An 18025-nucleotide genomic window follows, 5' to 3' on the forward strand; every position below is an offset into this window, starting at 1 on the left:
ATCTGCCGCGTGGTGACCGGCAGCTACTACAACCACGAGGCCGAGGTCTACGACGAGTTCGTGTGGCCCTACATCGCGCTGCGCCGGCACGGCCTCGGCGGCCTGGTGTCGGCCACCCGCGACATGACCGTCACCACGATCCGCGAGCTCGAGGTCGCCACGGTGGCGATGCTGCTGGTCGGCGCGCTGGCGGCGCTGGCCGTGCTGCTGCGGGTCCGGCTCGCGGCCGACTCTCCCGAAGACCGTGCCATCGTCGTCGGCGCCGGCCTGACGGTGCTGTTCTCGGTGCTGTTCGCGTGGGGGATCGGCATCATCGCCTCGCGGCTGATGTTCCACGTCGTGCCGGCCCTGTTCGTCGTCGCGGGCTGGCTCGCCGCCCGGGTGACGGCGGGCTCCCGTCCCGCGTCCCGGCTCGTGGGCCCGGCGTTCCTCGCCCTGGCCGCGGCCGTGATGGTCGCCGACATCGCGGCACAGGGCCCCTACTCCTGACCGAGGAACTCCAGGAGGGCGTCGGCGACCGCGTCGGGGGCCTCCTCGGCCTGGTGGTGGCCGCTGTCGACGACCCGGTGGCGCAGCGGGTGGGCCAGCCACGGTGCCCAGATCGCGGCCGGGTCGCCGTGGATGTCGAGGTCGTCGCGGGAGGACTCCAGGAGCATCGTCGGGCAGCTGACCCGGCGGCCGGCGGCGCGGTCGGCCTCGTCGTGGGCGCGGTCGATGCCCAGGCCGGCCCGGTAGTCCTCGCACATGCCGTGCACGACCGCCGGGTCGCGCAGGGCCCGCCACAGGTCGTCGTGGTTGCCGGCGCCGAGCTCGTCGGGGCCGGGCGTGCGGTACCAGGCGTCGGGGTCGGCGCAGATGACGCGCTCGGCGGGCTTGTCGGTCTGGCCGAGGAACCACCAGTGCCACCACGCCCGGGCGAACACCGCGTCGGTGCGCTCCAGGTGCTCGACGACCGGCAGGCCGTCCATGACCACCAGGTGCGTCACCCGGTCGGCGTGGTCCATCGCCGTGCGGAACGCGACGAGCGCGCCCCGGTCGTGGCCGACCACGGCGAACCGCTCGTGACCCAGGTGGGTCATCAGCCGCGCGAGGTCGCCGGCCATCGCGCGCTTGCTCGACTGCGCGTGGTCGGGCGCGTCGGGTGGCAGCGTCGACCGGCCGTACCCGCGCAGGTCGGCCGCGACCACGGTGTGGTGCCCGGCCAGCCGGGCGGCGACCGCGTGCCACGTGGTGTGCGTCCGGGGATGACCGTGGACCAGCACCACGGGCGTGCCGGCGCCGCCGTGCCTCACCCGGAGGCTGACCTCGCCGACGTCGACCCGGTCGAGCGTGAAGCCGTCGAACACCGGCCCGAAACTACCGGACCGGCGGAGATCGGCAACTCGGGCCTCGACGGCGTCCAGCTGTCCGAAGCGGGCCTCGAGGTTCTCGATCGGCGACCTCGAGATACGTCGGCGGACGTACGCGGCCGCGCACCGCCGGCGGCCATCATGGACGGGTGACGAGCGGGAACCGGCGGGCGGCAGCGGCGGAGGTCGGCCTCGCGGCCGGGCTCATCGCGCTCGGCCTCGTCACCCTGCCCTTCGTCGACCGGTTGCGGACCGACGACAGGACACCCGACCTGCTCGCCGTCGCGCTGGTCGTCGTCGCGGCCGGGGTCACCGTGGCGCGGCGGCGCTGGCCGGTGCCGACGCTGGTCGTGGCGACCGCGGCCGTCTCGGCCTACCTCGTGATCGGGTACCCGTACGGGCCGGTGCTCGCGGCGGTGGCGGTCAGCGTCCACTCGGTGGCCCGCCGGCTGCGGCTGGTGCCGGCGGCGGTCGCGTGCGCGGTGGCGCTGCTGGTGCTGGTCCTGCACGTCTTCACGAACCCGGCGGCGCTCGACGGCGCGGCCGGCCTGATCCCGGCGTCGGCGTGGGTGGCGATCCCGTTCACCGTCGGCGTGGCCCGGCGGATGGTGCAGGAGGCCGTGGCGCGGGAACGGGCCGAGAGCGAGCGCCGGCTGGTCGATGCCGAGCGGCTGCGGCTGGCGCAGGAGGTGCACGACGTCGTCGGCCACGGGCTGGCCGCGATCCGCATGCAGGCCGACATCGCGCTGCACCTGCAGAAGACGAAGCCGGGGCAGGCGCACGTCGCGCTCGAGGCGATCAGCCGGGCCAGCTCCGACGCGCTCGCCGAGCTCCGCACGACCCTCGCGGCGATCTCGCCGGCGCAGGCCGGCGACCCCGACAGCCGCGCGCCCATGCCGGGGCTGGCCCGCGTCGAGGAGCTGCGGCGGCGCGTGGAGGACGCCGGGGTGACCGTCGACCTGGCGGTGCACGGCCCGCCGCGTGCCCTGCCGGCCGCCGCCGACCTGGCCGCGTACCGGATCCTGCAGGAGTCGCTGACCAACGTGGTCAAGCACTCGCCGCACCCGATGGCCACCGTGGAGATCGCGTACCGGGCCGACGCGGTGACGGTCACGGTCGCGAACCAGGACCTCGCCGCGGGCGACCACGTCGAGGGTTTCGGCATCGCGGGCATGCGGCGCCGCGCGTCCCATCTCGGCGGGACGCTCACCGCCGGACCCGCGCGGCCCGGCATCTTCGAGGTGCGGGCGACCCTACCGTGCGCCACCGTACGATAGGCCGGCGCCGTACGCCCCCGAACGTACGCCGGGATGCGTCGCCGAACAGACGCCGCTGACGCCGGTCCCGTAAAGCATGGACCCATGACAGAGACCGTCGTCCGCACGGACGACCTCACCAGGCGCTACGGCACCCGCGCCGCTGTCGACGGCGTGACGATCGAGGTGCGCCGCGGCGAGGTGTACGGCTTCCTCGGGCCCAACGGCGCGGGCAAGACCACGACGCTGCGGATGCTCCTCGGTCTCGTGCGGCCCACGGCGGGCACGGCGACCGTCCTCGGCCGCGCGCCGGGCAGCGCCGACGCGCTGCGCCGGGTCGGCGCCCTCGTCGAGGGTCCCGGCTTCCACCCGTACCTGTCCGGCCGCGACAACCTGCGGGTGCTGGCCCGCTACCGCGGCCTCGACGACCGGGCGGCCGACGCGGCCCTCGACCGGGTCGACCTCGCCGACCGCGGCGGCGACCGGTTCCGCGCGTACTCCCTCGGCATGAAGCAGCGCCTCGGCGTCGCGGCCGCTCTCCTCGGCGACCCCGACCTGCTGATCCTCGACGAGCCGACCAACGGCCTCGACCCGGCCGGCATGGCCGCGATGCGCACGCTCGTGGTCGACCTGGCCGCCGGCGGGCGGACCGTGCTGCTGTCGAGCCACCTGCTGGCCGAGGTGCAGCAGATCTGCCATCGCGTCGGCGTCGTCGCCGGTGGGCGGCTGCTCCACGAGGGCACCGTCGACGAGCTGCGCGGCGGGGCGGTGCTCGAGGTCCGCGCCACGCCGCTGCCCGCGGCGCTGCGGGTCGTCTCGCGCTTCGGTGACGTCGTGGAGGCCGCCGACGAACACGGCCGGCCGGTGCTGACCGTACCGGCGGACGGCGTCGACGTGCCCGAACTGGCCCGGCACCTGGTGACGGACGGCGTCGACCTGCACGCGCTGGTCGTACGGGAACGCGCCCTCGAAGACGTGTTCCTGGCGATGACGGGGGTGTCGTGATGCTCGCGACGACGCGCGCCGACCTGCTGCGGCTGCGGCGCTGGCCGACCCTGTGGGTGCTGGTCGGCGTCTGGACCGCGCTGCAGGTCACGTTCTCGTTCGTGTTCCCGTACCTGGCGTACCGGTCCGACGACCCGGCGACCGCGTTCGGCGGTGGAGGCACGGCGGAGGACCTGCTCGCGGGGATGCTGCCGCCGGCGGTCCCGTCGGTCCTTGTCGGCGGCACGCCGATGTTCGGTGGCGCGATCGTGCTGATCCTCGGGGCGCTCGCCGCCGGCAGCGGCTACGGCTGGGGCACCTGGAAGACCGCGTTCACGCAGGGTCCGTCGCGGGGCGCCGTCGTCGTCGGGACGGTCGCGGCCGTCTTCGCCGTCGTCGCCGGGATCGTCGTGTGGACCCTGTGCCTGGATCTCGCGTTGTCGGGTGTGGTCGCGCTCAGCGCGTCCGAAAGCCTTGTCCTTCCGGGCTTCGGTGAGACGGCGCGTGCGGTTGGCGGCGCCGCTCTGGTGCTCGGAATGTGGGCCGCCGCGGGCATCTTCCTGGGGACCGTGACGCGCGCGCCGGCGGTGAGCGTCGGCCTGGGTCTGGTGTGGACGTTCGTGGTCGAGAACCTGCTGCGCGGCGCGGCGAACCTGCTCGACGGCCTGTCCGCGGTGACCGACCGGCTCCCGGGTGCCGCGGCGGGTTCGGTGGCGGGTGCGCTCGGCGCGCCGGCCGACGGCCCCGACGCGACGCCCGGTGTACTGACCGTCCTCGGTGGACTCCCGGCCGCGCTGCTCTGCGGCGCGTACCTGGTGGCGTTCCTCGTGGCCACGGTGGTGCTGGTGCGCCGGCGGGACCTGTCGTGAGGCTCGGCACCCGGACGCGCAAGCTGGTACTGCTGCTGCACATCGTGTCGTCCGGTGCCTGGCTCGGCATCGACGTCGTGCTCGGGATCCTGGTGTTCACCGCGGTGCTCCCCGGCGACGCCGTCGGCGCCGCGGCGGCCCTCTCGGCCATCGGCGCGTTCGCGACCTGGCCGCTCGCCGTCGCCGGCCTGCTGTGCCTGTTCTCCGGCGTGGTACTGGGCCTGGGGTCGAAGTACGGGCTCGTGCGGTACTGGTGGGTGGCGGTGAAGCTGGTGCTGAACGTGGTGCTGGTGACGCTCGTACTGTTCCTTCTGATGCCGTCGCTGGACCCCCTGGCCGGCGACGCCCGCGACTCGCTGACCACCGGCGCCGCGCTGCCCGACGTGACGGACCTCGCGTTCCCGCCCGTCGTGTCGACCACGGCGGTGCTGGTCGCGATGACGCTGTCGGTGTTCAAGCCGTGGGGCCGCGTACGATCGGCGGGGCGATGATCTCAGTCTTGCTCGTCGACGACCAGGACCTCGTCCGGCTGGGCCTGCGCGCCCTGCTGGACAACGAGGGCGGCTTCGAGGTGGCCGGCGAGGCCGCCGACGGGCTGGCCGCCGTCGAGGTGGCGGCGCGGACCCGTCCCGACGTGGTGCTGATGGACATCCGCATGCCCGGCATCGACGGCCTCGAGGCCACCCGCCGCATCGTCGCCAACCCCGACCTGGCAGGCACGCGGGTCATCGTGCTGACCACCTTCGAACGCGACGAGTACGTCTTCGACGCGTTGCGCCTGGGAGCCAGCGGCTTCCTGTTGAAGGACACCCCGCCGGCCCGCCTGATCGAGGCGATGCGCACGGTCGTCGACGGCGGTGCCCTGCTGGCGCCGTCGGTCACCCGCACGCTGATCCGCGAGTTCGCCGGGCAGCGGCACCGCGCGGTCATCCCGCACCCGAACCTCGGCCAGCTGACCGAACGGGAGAAGGAGGTCGTGACCCTGGTCGCCCAGGGCATGACCAACGACGAGATCGCCCGGGACCTGGTGGTGAGCCCGGCGACCGCCCGAACCCACGTCAGCCGCGCGATGATCAAGCTGGGCGCCCGGGACCGGGCGCAGCTGGTGGTGTTCGCCTACCAGAGCGGCCTGGCCTAGCTGCTAGCGCCGCCGGTCGAGCTCGGCTCTGGCGTCGCGGATAGCGGTGACCGTCGCCCGCGTGTCCGGGTGGTCGCCGCCGAGCACCTGCCGCCGGACCGCGAGTGTCTGCTCGAACAGGGTGACCGCGTCCTCCACCCGACCGGCGGCCAGGTGGGCCCGGGCCGCCCTGTGCCAGGTCCGCAGCGTGTCCGGGTGGTGGTCGCCCAACACCCGTCGATAATCGTGGAGGACCCCGTCGAGTAGCGACACGGCGTCCTCCACGTGACCCGCGTCGAGGCGGGCACTGCCGAGCCCGTAGCGGGCGAAGAGCGTGGTCGGGTGGCAGCGTCCCAGCACCTGCCGGGAGGTGGCCACGGTCTGCTCGTACAGGGGGAGCGCCTCGTCCAGCCGTCCGGCCCGTTGATAGGCCAGGGCGAGGCTGTAGGCGGAGATGAGTGTATGGGGGTGTTCCGCGCCCAGCGTCCGGCGGCACTCGGACTGCACCTCGAGGAAGATGTCGATCGCAACGTCCAGTCGACCGGTTATCAGATACGCGTTCGCAAGACCGTGCCGGGTGCTCAACGTGCCCGGACCGAGTCCCGTTCCCCGCTCGTCGGCGAGAATCCGCCGGAAGAGGTCGATCGCCTCGTCGTAGCGGGCCGCGTGGTGATAGGCCGTCGCGAGGTCGAAACGTGCGGCCAGCGTGTGCCGGTGTCGTCTACCCAGCGTCCGTCGGCAGCCGGCGACCACCCGCTCCAGCATCGCGATCGCCTCGACCACCCGCCCCGCCTCCCGGTAGGCGTCGGCGAGTCTGCGTTCGGTCGACAGCGTGTCGCGATGGTCGGCGCCGCACACCCGCCGCGAGTCGACGAGCACCTGCTGCAGCGTCGTCGTCGCCGTGGCGAGCTGACCGTGGAACTGGCGGTAGGCGGCGGCCCGTCTCGCCAGTTCGAGCACCCGCGGATCCCGGCGGTCGGCGGTCATGGCCTCGTACGCGTTCTCGATGTGGACGAGGAGCCGGTTCCATCGCGGCCAGGTCGCGACGTCGTCGAGCGGATCGGCGGCGGGAATGGCGGCGGCCAGGAGGGTGACGGCCCGGGTGGCCGGCCCGGTGACGCGGTCGGTGGGGTCGGCGTGGGTGGCGCGGGTGACGGCCTGTACGAGCCGATGGACGCTCACCGCGTGGTCCTGCCACTTGATCATGTTGTGGTCGGCGAGGAGGGACACCGCGTCGAGGACGTCGTCGGGGTCGTCGGCCAGCGGGTAGAGCACGTCCTGCGGGAGCTCGTCAGGGGCGAGCCAGGCGAGTACGTCGAGGACCGTACGGGCGAGGGGCGACTGCCCGGTGATGGTGATCATGGTGACCTGCCACACCTGGGCGATGCTGCGCTCGCTGGTTCCGCCGCGCGCGCCATGACGGGCCACCTTGTCGAACCTCGTCGCCAGCGTGTCGCGGTAGGTGAGGTAGTCCATGCCCCGGTGGCGGCCGATGTAGGCGGCGGCCTGTTCCAACGCGAGGGGCAGATCGCCCAGGTCGGCGGCCAGCGCGTCGGCGCCGGCCCGGTCGTCGTTGCCGGTGATGCGCGTCAGCAGCTCGATGCTGGCGGCCCGTCCCAGGGGTTCGAGCTGCAACGGCGCCAGGCCGAGCGGCGCCCACCCGCCACCCTCCGGGTCGCGGCGGGTGGTGACCAGCACGTCGCCGCAGCCGCCGAGCTGGCCGAGCAGGGGCCGGATGTCGTCGATGTCCTCGACGTTGTCGAGGATCAGCAACCAGCCCGGGTGGGCCTGCAACCAGGCGATCGCCCACTCGTGGCCGTACGCGACGGTCGCGGTCGGCTGCAGGCGGCGGGCAAGGCGGACCAGACCCTGCGTGACGGTGTCGGCCTTGTCCGCGGTGATCCACCACACCACCGGGTAGCGGTCACGGACCGCGTGGGCGAAGTGGGTGACCAGCTCGGTCTTCCCGATCCCGCCCAACCCGTGAACGGCGACCTGGCCGACCACCACCCCGGTGCGGCTGGCGCCCATCAACCGGTCGAGGTGGTCCAGGTCGCGGCCCACGAAGACGGCGGACCGCGGCGGGAGGTTGTGCATCCGTTCCGGTGCGCTGACCTCCTGCGGCGCCTTGCCAGGCACAGCCTGGAAGGTGTTGTGCTGCGTGGTGTGGTCTCCGACCTGGGCGCCCTGACCGCCCTGGATCGGCACGTGCCACGTGGCCGCTGGGATCCGGCGGGGGTCCGACATGATCACGAGCGGGTCGTCGCGTCCATCCACCAGCGGTCACCTCTCCGTAGCCGTGGGCCATCGGCTTACCGGTGTACCACGGGTCACCGACACGTACGTACGGACGGACGGTGTACGGCCCTCGACGCAGCGATGGTGCCGTCGGTCGCCGGATGTGCCCGGTGCGGTCGGGCCGGCAGGGTTACCGGTATCGCGGTTCCGTCCCGGAACGCTCGTGAGCGGCGTCGGGCTGCGGGCCGGGCTCGCGGTGCTGGCCGGCTCGCTGGTCGGGATCCTGTCGCCGATGGTGCTTTTCGCCGGCGACCTGTTCCCCCTCGTCGGCGGCACCACGGGAGCAGCGTCCGGGGCGGTGAACCCGGGCGCGACCGGCCGGCCCGGGTCGACAGGATCAGCGGAGACGTTTGGTTGGATGGGTCCCCATGCGCTTCCTGATGACGATGAACGGCGGTGGCCCGGCCGCCGACGAGCGGCTCCACGCCGAGATGGGCCGCTTCATCGAGGAGCTCACCAGCGCCGGCGTGCTGCTCGCGACCGGTGGGCTCGCGATGGAGGGGACCCACGCGACGGCCAGCGGGGGACGGGTGACGTTCACCGACGGCCCGTACGCGGAGTCGAAGGAGACGATCGTCAGCTTCGCGCTCATCGAGGCGCGGTCGCTCGAGGAGGCGGCGGAGCTGAGCCGGCGGTTCTGGGAGATCGTCGGCGACGGGGAGGGCGACATCCGCCAGGTGTACGGGCCGGAATGAGCCACAAGGCCGTCGAGGCGGTGTGGCGGCTGGAGTCGGTCCGCATCGTGGCGGCGCTGACCCGGCTGGTCCGCGACGTGGGGCTGGCCGAGGAGCTGGCCCAGGACGCCCTCGTCGCGGCGCTGGAGGAGTGGCCGCTCACGGGCGTGCCGCCCAACCCCGGCGGCTGGCTCATGACCACCGCGAAGCACCGGGCGATCGACCGGCTGCGCCGCGACGACCGGCTCGCCGACAAGGTCGCCGAGCTCGGCCGCGACCTGGGCCGCGACCTGAAAAACCACGAGGACGAATACGGCGACGACCTGGACGACGACCTCCTGCGGCTGATCTTCATGGCGTGCCACCCGACGCTGCCGACGCGGTCGCGGGTGGCGCTGACGCTGCGGGTCCTCGGCGGGCTGTCCACCGAGGAGATCGCCCGCGCGTTCGTGGTGCCGGAGGCCACCGTCGCCCAGCGCATCGTGCGGGCCAAGCGCGCGCTGGTCGGGAAGAGCTTCGAACTCGACCAGAAGGAGGACCGGCTCGCGTCGGTGCTCGAGGTCGTCTACCTGATCTTCAACGAGGGGTACACCGCCACCGCCGGCGACGAGTGGATGCGCCCCGAGCTGACCCACGAGGCGCTGCGCCTGGGTCGGCTGCTGGCCGGGCTCGCCCCGCACGAGCCCGAGGTGCACGGGCTGGTCGCGCTGATGGAGCTCCAGGCCTCGCGCACCGCGGCGCGGGTCGACCGGGCGGGCGTCCCGGTGCCGCTGCTGGAGCAGAACCGCGGCCGGTGGGACCAGCTGCTGATCCGCCGCGGGTACGCGGCGCTGCTCCGGGCCGAGCGGCTCGGCCGCCCACCGGGCCCGTACGTGCTGCAGGCCGCGATCGCCGCCTGTCACGCCCGGGCCCGGCGGGCGGAGGACACCGACTGGGTGGCGATCGCCGCGCTGTACGGGTCGCTGCGCCGGCTCACGCCGACCCCGGTGGTGGAGCTGAACCGGGCGGTGGCGGTCGCGATGGCGTACGGGCCGGAGAAGGGCCTCGAGGTCCTCGACGCGATCGACGGGCTGCGCGGCTACCACCTGCTGCCGGCGGTCCGCGGCGACCTGCTCGCGCGGCTGGGCCGCACCGACGAGGCCCGCGCCGAGTTCGCCCGCGCCGCGGAGCTGACCCGAAACGAACGCGAACGCGCGGTGCTCCTGCGCCGGGCGGATCCCAGCATGCAGGACGACACGCCGAAGATCCAACAGCCGGTTCGTGAGCGACGCTGACGTTCCCAGGATGTGGGCATCGCGACGGACGCGGCCGGAGAACCGGCCATCCACGATCCGGGACACGCACCCATGACATCCGTCATGGCCGCACCGTGACGGTCCGCAGCCCGCAGACAGGCGTACCCGCTCCAGCATCGACTCATGCCCCAGAAGACCCGGAAGACAACGACAGCAGACGCGGTACGGCTGACCGGCCTGACCAAACGCTTCGGCGCGGTGACCGCCGTCGACGGCGTCGACCTCGGCATCGACAAGGGCGAGGTGGTGGCGCTCCTCGGCCCCAACGGCGCCGGCAAGTCCACCACCATCGACCTGCTCCTCGGCCTCGCCCGGCCCGACGCGGGCACCGTGACCGTCTACGACCTGCCACCCGACCGGGCCGTCGCCGCCGGCCGGGTCGGCGCGATGCTGCAGTCCGGTGGCCTGCTGCCCGACCTCACCGTCGGGGAGATGGTGACCCTGGCCGCGTCGCTCTACCGCACCCACCGGCCGGTGCCGGAGGTGCTCGAGCGCGCCGGCCTCGACGACCTGTCGAAGCGACGCGTCGGACGCCTGTCCGGCGGCCAGCGGCAGCGGGTCCGGTTCGCGATGGCGCTCGTCGCCGACCCGGACCTCATCGTGCTCGACGAACCGACCACCGGCCTCGACGTCGAGGCGAGGCGCGCGTTCTGGACCGCGATGCGCGCCGAGACCGCGAAGGGCCGCACGGTCCTGTTCGCCACCCACTACCTCGACGAGGCCGACGCCTACGCCGACCGGGTCGTACTCATGCGACAGGGACAGGTGATCGCCGACGGCTCGCCGGCACACGTCAAGTCGCTCGTGTCGGGACGCACGATCCGCGCCACCGTCCCCGGCGCGCACCTCGCCGAGCTCGCCGGCCTGCCCGGCGTCGACCGGGCCGAGACCCGCGGGTCCACGGTCCTGTTGACCTGCACCGACTCCGACGCCGCCCTGCGCGCGCTGCTCACGCGCACGCAGGCCCGCGACGTCGAGGTGTCGGCACACGGCCTGGAGGACGCATTCCTGGCATTGACCGCGGGAGGCACCCGATGAACCTCACCTACCTGCGCCTGGAGATCACCAGGGTGCTGCGCAACAAGCGGGTGCTGGTCTTCAGCGTCCTGCTGCCGTCGATCCTGCTGCTGGTGATCGGCTCGTCCCAGAAGAACGAGGCGTACCAGGGGACCACCGTCGCCGCCTACATCATGGTGAGCATGGGCATCTTCGGGGCGATGTCGTCGGCGACCGGCGCCGCCGGGTCGATCGCCGTCGAGCGTGGCGTCGGCTGGAACCGCCAGCTGCGGCTGACGCCGCTCAACCCGGTGAAATACGTGGTGAGCAAGGTGGTGCTGGCGTTGGTGCTCGTGCTGCCGCCGCTGGTCGTCGTGTACTCGTTGGGTGCGCTGGTGCTCGACGTTCGGTTGAGTGCCGGCACGTGGGCGCTGGTGTTCCTCGGCTCGTGGCTGTCGGCGCTGCCGTTCGCCGCGCTCGGGCTGATCATCGGGTACGTGGCCCGGCCCGAGAGCATGCAGCAGGTGAGCGGCCTCCTGTTCTTCCTGCTCGCGTTGTTCGGCGGGCTGTGGCTGCCGGTCGACCAGATGCCGCACGTCATGCGCGTCGTGTCGACGTGGACGCCGGCCTACTGGGCGGCCGACGTGGCGCGGGAGCCGCTGGCGCACGGCTCGCTCGACGCCAGGGCGGTGCTCGTGCTGCTCGCCTGGACGGTCGGCCTCGGGATCATCGGCGTCAACCGGTTCCGCGCCGACACCGCGAGAGCCTGAGCGACGGTCGGTAGCGTGACCGCCGTGACGCGTTTCCGCTTCATCTGGCTCTGGGTGGCGGTCTGGCTCGTCTACATGATCTACCCGATCGAGGCGGCCTGGCAGCACCCGGAGCCGTGGCGGCGCGTGGTCGGGATCGCCGCGGCGGTCCTGTACTCGGCGGTCTACCTGGCCGGGTTCCTGCGGCTGCGGCGCAGCCTGCGGGGGACCGCGCGCCGGCTCGCGCGTCCGGGCACGGTCGCGCTCCTCGGCTCGATGGCCGCGCTGGTCGTGGTGCTCGCGGTGGCGGTCGGGCAGCCGGCGCTGACCGCGCTGGTCTACCTGTCGGCGATGGCGGTGTTCGCGTTGCCGACCCGCGCGGCGTGGGCGCTGGTCGCGGTGCTCGCGACGGCGGCGCTGGTGCTGCCCCGTACGGTGCCGGGCTGGACCCGCAACGACGACCTCGCCTTCCAGGTCGGCATCGCGGCGCTGGCCGTATGGGGCGTGGTGCAGCTGGTGCGGCGCAACACCGAGCTCGCCGCGGCCCGGGAGGAGATCACCCGGCTGGCCGTCGCCGACGAACGCAACCGGTTCGCCCGCGACCTGCACGACCTGCTCGGCCACTCGCTCACCGTGGTGTCGGTCAAGGCCGAGCTCGCCGGCCGGCTGGTACGCCTCGCGCCCGACCGCGCCGAGACCGAGCTGGCCGACATCCAGCGGCTGGCCCGCGAGGCCCTCACCGACGTGCGCGCCGCGGTCGGCGGGTACCGGGAGGTGTCGCTGGACGTCGAGCTGGCCCGGGCCCGCAGCGCGCTGGTCGCCGCCGGCATCGAGGCCGACCTGCCCGACGACACCGCCGCCGTCCCGGACGAGCGGCAGGAGCTGTTCGGCTGGGTCGTGCGGGAGGGGGTCACGAACGTGGTGCGGCACAGCGGCGCCGGGCGCTGCCGCGTCCGGGTCGGCGCGGCGTCCGTCGTGGTCGAGGACGACGGCCGGGGTCCGGGTCCGTCCGCGCGGGGGTCGGGGCTGTCGGGACTGCGTGAGCGCGTGACGGCCGCCGGCGGCACGCTCGCGGTGGGACGCGCGGACAGCGGCGGCCTGGCCCTCGAGGTGACCCTGCCGTGAGCACGATCCGGCTGCTGCTCGCCGACGACCAGGCGCTCGTGCGGGGCGCCCTCGCCGCGCTGCTCGACCTGGAGTCCGACCTCGAGGTGGTGGCCGAGGTCGGCCGCGGCGACGAGGTCGTCGACGCCGCCCGCCGCACCCGCCCCGACGTCGCCCTCCTCGACGTCGAGATGCCCGGCCTCGACGGCATCGCCGCCACCGCCGCGCTGCGCGCGGCCCTGCCGTCGTGCCGCGTCCTGGTGGTGACGACGTTCGGCCGTCCCGGATACCTGCGGCGGGCCATGGAGGCCGGTGCCGGCGGCTTCGTCGTCAAGGACACCCCGGCCCGCCAGCTCGCCGACGCGGTCCGCCGCGTCGCCGCCGGGCTGCGGGTGGTGGACCCGACGCTGGCGGCCGAGACCCTGGCGAGCGGCGACAGCCCGCTGACCCCGCGGGAGGCCGGGGTGCTGCGCGCCGCCCGCGACGGCGGGACCGTCGCCGACGTCGCCGCCCAGCTCGGCCTGTCGGAGGGGACGGTGCGCAACCACCTGTCGGCGGCCATCGGCAAGACCGGTGCCCGCACGCGGGCGGAAGCTGTCCGGCTCGCTGACGAGCGCGGCTGGCTCTGACGCCCGTCACCTATGGTCTTGTTCGACCAGACCGCCCACGACGGCCTGACCGGTCCGGGCGGCCGCGGCGAAGAACGCGGCCAGCCCGCCGCCGCGCGGAACGATCGTCGGCACCGCGACCGCGACGTGCACCCGTTCCGTGGTCTCCTCGCTCCACCCGCCGGCCGCGCCGACCGCCCGCACCAGCCGGTGCAGGAAGTCGGGTGACCACGAACCGGCCAGCATCGGGCCGTAGGTGGCGAACTCGTCGGGGTCCCAGCCGGCGGCCGCGCCGAGGGTGCGGGCCGTCGCGTCGACGTCGGCGTCGGCGTCGTCGTGGTGACCGGGCCCCGGCGCCCACCCCTCGTCGACCAGCCCGACCGCGACGGCGCGCACGTCGTCGACGCCGAGCGCGAAAGCCGGCCCGTCGGTGACCGCGTCGTACCCGAGCGGCTCGGTGCCGTTGACCGCCGTGTCGAACCACGCCCGCGACGCCTTCTCCGCGGCGGTGGCCTCGAGCTCCGCGAACCCGGCGACGAACCGCTCCCCACCGTCGACGGTGAGGATGCCCGCGACGAGCTCCGGGCGTTCCCTGATCGCGTCGAGCACGGTGGTACTGACCCGGGCCAGCACGAGGTGCAACGCTGTGTCCGACACATCGACACGTTAAGGCCGTTCCGGGCATCCGGCCACCGCTAGGGTGCGGGGCATGACGGTTCTGGTACGTGCGGCACTGTTCGGGGCGGCCACCGGCGGCCGCAGCGCGACGGGCCTGGCCGCCCTGGCGTTGCGGCGGCCGTCCCCGTCCGATGGCTGGGCGGGTCGGCTGGCCGGCACCTGGCCCCGCCGCATCGCCACCGGCTTCGCCCTCGCCGAACTGGTGGCCGACAAGGCCCCGTTCACCCCGAGCCGGCTGTCGCCGCCGGCCCTGGCCGGCCGGGTGGTCGCCGGGCTCGCCGGGGGAGCGGCCCTGGCCCGCCGTTCCGGCGTGTCGCCGCTGGTGCCGGCGCTCGTAGCCGCCGGCGCGGTGGTGGCCGGCAGCGTGGCGGGGGCGAGGTGGCGCTCGTACGCCGCGGCCCGCGGAGTGCCACCGGTGGCCGCCGCCCTCGCCGAGGACGCCGTGGTCCTCGCCCTGGCCACGGCCGCCACCCGCCGCTGACCCCACCCACCACGCCAGGGGACGTGCCCCCGGCGCCGCACCCCGCCCCGCGCCGATCTTGCAGTTGTGGCCCTCGACAAAGGCGGATATCACCGGACATAGGGGCGGCCAGAACTGCAAGATCGGCGCGTGCGGGGGTCGTGCGGTGCCCGGCGGGCCAGCCAGGGAAGCCCCGGCGACCGGACGATCGCAGGCGCAGGCCCCACAGGGCGGGCCGCGGCGCGCACGGGGGACCCGTAGCCGACCTCCGCGGCGCGTCCCAGGTCGGTTCCCGCCGGACGGGTCACGCCCGTCGCCCGTTCCGGCGGGCAACCGACCTAGCCTCCTAGGATGCCTAACGGGGTGTGGCACGCTACCTCCATGTCGCGGCCGTCGGTGTTCGAGTTTGCCGGCGGGGCCGACGCGTTCCGGGCACTGGCCGAGGCCCACCACGCGCGGTGCCTCGCCGATCCGGTGCTGGACCACCCGTTCTCTCGGGGTGTACACCCCGAGCACGTGCAGCGTCTGGCCGACTACTGGGGAGAGGTCTTCGGCGGACCGGCGCGGTACCGGCCCGGGCACTCGGGGATGCTCGCCGTCCACAGTGGGGCGGAGCCGGGCGACGGCATGGGCGAGCGCTTCGTCGCGTGCTTCGTCGCCGCGGCCGACGACGCGGGGTTGCCCGCCGACCCGGAGTTCCGGGCGGTGCTGCGGGCGTACATGGAGGACGCCGTGGCGGAGGTGTTCGCACACGGGCTGCACCGGCCGCCGGCCGCGGACGGGCTTCCGACACCGCGCTGGGACTGGACGGGCCGGCGGGCCTGACCGGCCCGCTCTATCCTCGGCCCGTGGCCGGGGGCGGAACACAAAAAGCAGTGCAGAAGGTGGTCATTGCGGGGGCCGGTGGACTGATCGGCACCGCGCTGTGCGCGTCGTACCGGTACGGCGGGCACGACGTCACGAGGCTGGTCCGGCGCGAGCCGTCCACCGCCGACGAGCGGCGGTGGGACCCGGCGGACCCCGACCCGGCACTCGTCGACGGGGCCGACGTGCTCGTCAACCTGGCCGGGTCGCCGCTCACCGGGCGCTGGACCGCCGCCCGCACCGAGCTCGTCCGCTCCAGCCGGGTCACCACGGCCCGCGCGCTGCGGACGATGGCCGACGGGGCGGGCACCCCGGTGTTCCTCAGCGCGTCGGGGATCCGCTGGTACGGCATCGACCGCGGCGACGAGGAGCTCACCGAGGCCAGCGACCCCGGACCGTACGAGGGCGTCCTGCCGCGGGTGGCGCGTGACTGGGAGGACGCGGCCGGCCCCGGCGCGGTGCACCTGCGGCTCGGGCTGGTGCTCAGCCGGCGCGGCGGCCTTCTGAAAGCGCTGCTTCCGCTGTACCGCGCCGGGCTCGGCATGCGGTTCGGGAAGGGACAGGAGTTCTGGAGCCACGTCTCGCTCGCCGACGCGGTCGGTGCGATCCGGTTCCTCGCGAAGCTGCCCGGCGCCGGCGGTCCCTACAACGTCACCGCGCCGCACCCCGCGCGAAACCGTGACTTCGCGGCGGCGCTCGGCCGGGCGCTGCGCCGGCCGGTGGCCCTCGGCGTTCCGTTCGCGGTGCTGCGGCCGGCGCTGGGCGGGGTCGCGGCGGAGGTCTTCGGCGGCCTGAACGTGCTACCGGCGCGGCTGGAGGAGGCCGGCTTCGGGTTCCGCCACCCCGACGTCGACACCGCGATCCGCGCCGCGCTCACCGACGGGTAGAGTTCCGACCCGGAACGGTGAGGTGGGGCCAGGGGGCAGGAGTTCATGGAGTCAGCGCGTGGTCGGGTGCTGACCGCGGCCAACGTCATCAGCTTCGCGCGCCTGCTCGGCGTCCCGCTGTTCCTGATCCTGCTGTTCGTGGCCGACCAGAAGGCCGCGGCGGTCGTGGTGCTGGCCGTCGGTGGCACCACCGACTGGGTAGACGGGTGGGTCGCCAGGCGCTTCGGACAGGTCAGCCGGCTCGGTGAGCTGCTCGACCCGGCCGTCGACCGGCTCTACATCGCGGCCACGGTCGTGGCGCTGACCATCGAGGGTGTGCTGCCGCTGGCGTTCACGCTGGCGCTGGTGCTGCGCGAGCTGGTGATGGCCGGCTGCCTGGCGGTCCTGCGCCGGCACGGGTTCGGGCCGCCGCCGGTGCACTACGTCGGCAAGACCGCCACGTTCCTGCTGCTCGCCGCGTTCCCGGTGCTGCTGCTCGCGTACGCGAGCAGCGCCGCGCACCCGTACGCCCACCCGATCGGCTGGGGCCTGGCCTGGTGGGGGCTCGGGCTCTACTGGGTCGCGGCGGCGCTGTACATCGGGCAGGCGTTCAGCGCGACAAGGAAGACAAGGAAGCAGCCGGCATGAGCAGGCCGCACCGCGAGGCCAGCGACCTGCTCGCCGACCTGTTCCGCACACCCCTCGACTCCGGGTACGTCGACGCCGCCCGCCGCCGCGAGGAGCGGGGCCCGCGGCCGCCGTGGCAGCGGCGCGGCGGGAAGGCGGCCCGCGCGGTGGCGCTGGCCATGCTGGGGTTCCTGCTCGCCGTCGCCTACGACCAGGTGGTCGCAGACAAGGCCGGCACCAACCAGACCCAGGCGGACCTCGCCAAGGAGGTCGCCGACCGGCGGGCCGAGGCCGACCAGCTGGCCCGCGACGCCGAGGCCCTGCGCGGCGAGGTGTCGCAGCGCCGCCAGGACGCCCTGGCCGCCGACCCGGAGCTGCTGCGGCTGCAGGACCTCGAGGCGCGTACCGGCCTCGGCCGGGTCGCCGGCGACGGCGTGGTGGTGACGGTGTCCGACGCGCCGGCGGCGGTCGACCCGGTCACCGGCGACGTCGACCCGGAGAACCCGGGCCGCGTCATCGACCGTGACCTGCAGGACCTCGCCAACGCGCTGTGGGAGTCCGGTGCGGAGGCCGTGGCGATCAACGGGCAGCGGCTGACCGCGATCACCACGATCCGGGCGGCCGGCGGCGCCATCCTCGTCGACTTCAAGCCGGTCACCCGGCCCTACCAGCTGTCGGCGATCGGGCCCGACGGCATCGAGAAGCGGATGGCCGACTCGGCCACCGGCAAGCGGTTCAAACGTTTCGCGGAGACCTACCGGATGCAGTTCGACATCGAGGCCAGGGACCGGCTCACCCTCCCGGCGGGCGACGACCCCGGCCTCCAGTACGCCCGTCCACCCGGTACGCCGCCGTCGGTGGCGCCGAGCGTGTCGGGGAGTCCCCGATGATCGCGGGCCTGGCCCTGATCGCGGGCGTCGTGCTGGGCCTGGTGCTGCAGCCGACCGTGCCGGCCGTCCTGGAGCCGTACCTGCCGATCGCGGTGATCGCGGCCCTCGACGCCCTGTTCGGCGGGCTGCGCGCCAAGCTCGACGGCATCTTCGACGACAAGCAGTTCGTGGTGTCGTTCGTGTCCAACGTCGTGGTGGCCGCGTTCATCGTGTTCCTCGGCGACCAGCTCGGCGTGGGCAGCCAGCTGTCGGTCAGCGTCGTGGTCGTCCTCGGCGTGCGCATCTTCGGCAACGTCGCCGCCATCCGCCGCCACCTCTTCCGGGCGTGACCCGTGCCCGAC

At 74.1% G+C, this 18025-nt stretch carries 21 protein-coding genes; 18 read left to right on the forward strand and 3 right to left on the reverse strand.

The window, feature by feature from the left end:
• Window positions 1–489 (forward strand): hypothetical protein (locus tag Voc01_RS40945; RefSeq protein WP_203933103.1); only part of this gene is annotated, 489 nt, incomplete at its 5' end.
• On the opposite strand, the gene Voc01_RS40950 is transcribed toward Voc01_RS40945, so the two are convergent.
• The gene (locus Voc01_RS40950; protein WP_203933104.1) at window positions 480–1346 is read right to left on the reverse strand and encodes an alpha/beta fold hydrolase; all 867 of its coding nucleotides are present in this window, start codon (window positions 1344–1346) and stop codon (window positions 480–482) included. The two genes, Voc01_RS40945 and Voc01_RS40950, sit on opposite strands and share 10 nt — an antisense overlap.
• A 152-nt stretch (window positions 1347–1498) precedes the next feature.
• Here Voc01_RS40950 and Voc01_RS40955 point away from each other — a divergent pair, with 152 nt between their 5' ends.
• The 5 genes from Voc01_RS40955 (at window position 1499) to Voc01_RS40975 (ending at window position 5596) form a co-directional block, all read left to right on the forward strand.
• Window positions 1499–2626: a sensor histidine kinase gene (locus Voc01_RS40955; protein ID WP_203933105.1), complete on the forward strand. Its 1128-nt coding sequence runs from the start codon at window positions 1499–1501 to the stop codon at window positions 2624–2626.
• 84 nt (window positions 2627–2710) lie between these two features.
• Window positions 2711–3610, forward strand: coding sequence for an ATP-binding cassette domain-containing protein (locus tag Voc01_RS40960; protein ID WP_203933106.1), 900 nt, complete (start codon window positions 2711–2713; stop codon window positions 3608–3610).
• Entirely contained in the window at window positions 3610–4458 is an 849-nt protein-coding gene (locus tag Voc01_RS40965) for an ABC transporter permease subunit (RefSeq protein ID WP_203933107.1), read from the forward strand. The genes Voc01_RS40960 and Voc01_RS40965 overlap by 1 nt, the downstream gene beginning before the upstream one ends.
• Window positions 4455–4949: a DUF2269 family protein gene (locus Voc01_RS40970; protein ID WP_203933108.1), complete on the forward strand. Its 495-nt coding sequence runs from the start codon at window positions 4455–4457 to the stop codon at window positions 4947–4949. Before Voc01_RS40965 ends, Voc01_RS40970 begins: the two co-directional genes overlap by 4 nt.
• Window positions 4946–5596 (forward strand): response regulator transcription factor, encoded by a 651-nt coding sequence (locus Voc01_RS40975; RefSeq protein WP_203933109.1) that lies wholly within the window; start codon window positions 4946–4948, stop codon window positions 5594–5596. The genes Voc01_RS40970 and Voc01_RS40975 overlap by 4 nt, the downstream gene beginning before the upstream one ends.
• Window positions 5597–5599: 3 nt before the next feature.
• On the opposite strand, the gene Voc01_RS40980 is transcribed toward Voc01_RS40975, so the two are convergent.
• The gene (locus tag Voc01_RS40980) at window positions 5600–7852 is read right to left on the reverse strand and encodes a tetratricopeptide repeat protein (RefSeq protein ID WP_203933110.1); all 2253 of its coding nucleotides are present in this window, start codon (window positions 7850–7852) and stop codon (window positions 5600–5602) included.
• A 389-nt stretch (window positions 7853–8241) separates the two neighbouring features.
• Between Voc01_RS40980 and Voc01_RS40985 the strand changes: the two genes are divergently transcribed.
• The 6 genes from Voc01_RS40985 (at window position 8242) to Voc01_RS41010 (ending at window position 13320) form a co-directional block, all read left to right on the forward strand.
• Window positions 8242–8568, forward strand: coding sequence for a YciI family protein (locus Voc01_RS40985; RefSeq protein ID WP_203933111.1), 327 nt, complete (start codon window positions 8242–8244; stop codon window positions 8566–8568).
• On the forward strand, window positions 8565–9821 hold the full coding sequence (locus Voc01_RS40990) for an RNA polymerase sigma factor (protein WP_203933112.1): 1257 nt from the start codon (window positions 8565–8567) through the stop codon (window positions 9819–9821). The genes Voc01_RS40985 and Voc01_RS40990 overlap by 4 nt, the downstream gene beginning before the upstream one ends.
• A gap of 144 nt (window positions 9822–9965) precedes the next feature.
• On the forward strand, window positions 9966–10880 hold the full coding sequence (locus Voc01_RS40995; RefSeq protein WP_203933113.1) for an ABC transporter ATP-binding protein: 915 nt from the start codon (window positions 9966–9968) through the stop codon (window positions 10878–10880).
• Window positions 10877–11608 carry an ABC transporter permease gene (locus Voc01_RS41000; protein WP_203933114.1) on the forward strand — a complete coding sequence of 244 codons (732 nt, stop codon included), beginning with the start codon at window positions 10877–10879 and terminating at the stop codon, window positions 11606–11608. Before Voc01_RS40995 ends, Voc01_RS41000 begins: the two co-directional genes overlap by 4 nt.
• A 24-nt stretch (window positions 11609–11632) precedes the next feature.
• Window positions 11633–12712 carry a sensor histidine kinase gene (locus tag Voc01_RS41005; protein ID WP_203933115.1) on the forward strand — a complete coding sequence of 360 codons (1080 nt, stop codon included), beginning with the start codon at window positions 11633–11635 and terminating at the stop codon, window positions 12710–12712.
• Complete coding sequence (locus Voc01_RS41010; RefSeq protein WP_203933116.1) at window positions 12709–13320, forward strand: response regulator transcription factor; 612 nt, start codon at window positions 12709–12711, stop codon at window positions 13318–13320. The genes Voc01_RS41005 and Voc01_RS41010 overlap by 4 nt, the downstream gene beginning before the upstream one ends.
• Before the next feature lie 6 nt (window positions 13321–13326).
• Here Voc01_RS41010 and Voc01_RS41015 read toward each other — a convergent pair whose 3' ends face one another.
• Window positions 13327–13956, reverse strand: a complete 630-nt coding sequence (locus Voc01_RS41015) for a hypothetical protein (RefSeq protein ID WP_203933117.1) — start codon at window positions 13954–13956, stop codon at window positions 13327–13329.
• Window positions 13957–14008: 52 nt separating this feature from the next.
• Here Voc01_RS41015 and Voc01_RS41020 point away from each other — a divergent pair, with 52 nt between their 5' ends.
• From Voc01_RS41020 to Voc01_RS41045, 6 genes are all read left to right on the forward strand, one after another.
• Complete coding sequence (locus Voc01_RS41020) at window positions 14009–14458, forward strand: hypothetical protein (RefSeq protein ID WP_203933118.1); 450 nt, start codon at window positions 14009–14011, stop codon at window positions 14456–14458.
• Window positions 14459–14818: 360 nt separating this feature from the next.
• Window positions 14819–15262, forward strand: coding sequence for a group II truncated hemoglobin (locus Voc01_RS41025; protein WP_203933119.1), 444 nt, complete (start codon window positions 14819–14821; stop codon window positions 15260–15262).
• Window positions 15263–15321: 59 nt separating this feature from the next.
• Entirely contained in the window at window positions 15322–16188 is an 867-nt protein-coding gene (locus tag Voc01_RS41030; RefSeq protein ID WP_203933120.1) for a TIGR01777 family oxidoreductase, read from the forward strand.
• A gap of 45 nt (window positions 16189–16233) precedes the next feature.
• Window positions 16234–16815: a cardiolipin synthase ClsA gene (gene clsA / locus Voc01_RS41035; RefSeq protein WP_203933121.1), complete on the forward strand. Its 582-nt coding sequence runs from the start codon at window positions 16234–16236 to the stop codon at window positions 16813–16815.
• Complete coding sequence (locus Voc01_RS41040) at window positions 16812–17684, forward strand: DUF881 domain-containing protein (RefSeq protein WP_203933122.1); 873 nt, start codon at window positions 16812–16814, stop codon at window positions 17682–17684. The genes clsA and Voc01_RS41040 overlap by 4 nt, the downstream gene beginning before the upstream one ends.
• A complete protein-coding gene (locus Voc01_RS41045; protein WP_203933123.1) occupies window positions 17681–18013 on the forward strand; it encodes a DUF1290 domain-containing protein in 333 nt (110 codons plus the stop codon). The genes Voc01_RS41040 and Voc01_RS41045 overlap by 4 nt, the downstream gene beginning before the upstream one ends.
• Window positions 18014–18025 lie beyond the last annotated feature (12 nt).

It is taken from the genome of Virgisporangium ochraceum, assembly GCF_016863655.1.
Taxonomy (GTDB): Bacteria; Actinomycetota; Actinomycetes; order Mycobacteriales; family Micromonosporaceae; genus Virgisporangium; species Virgisporangium ochraceum.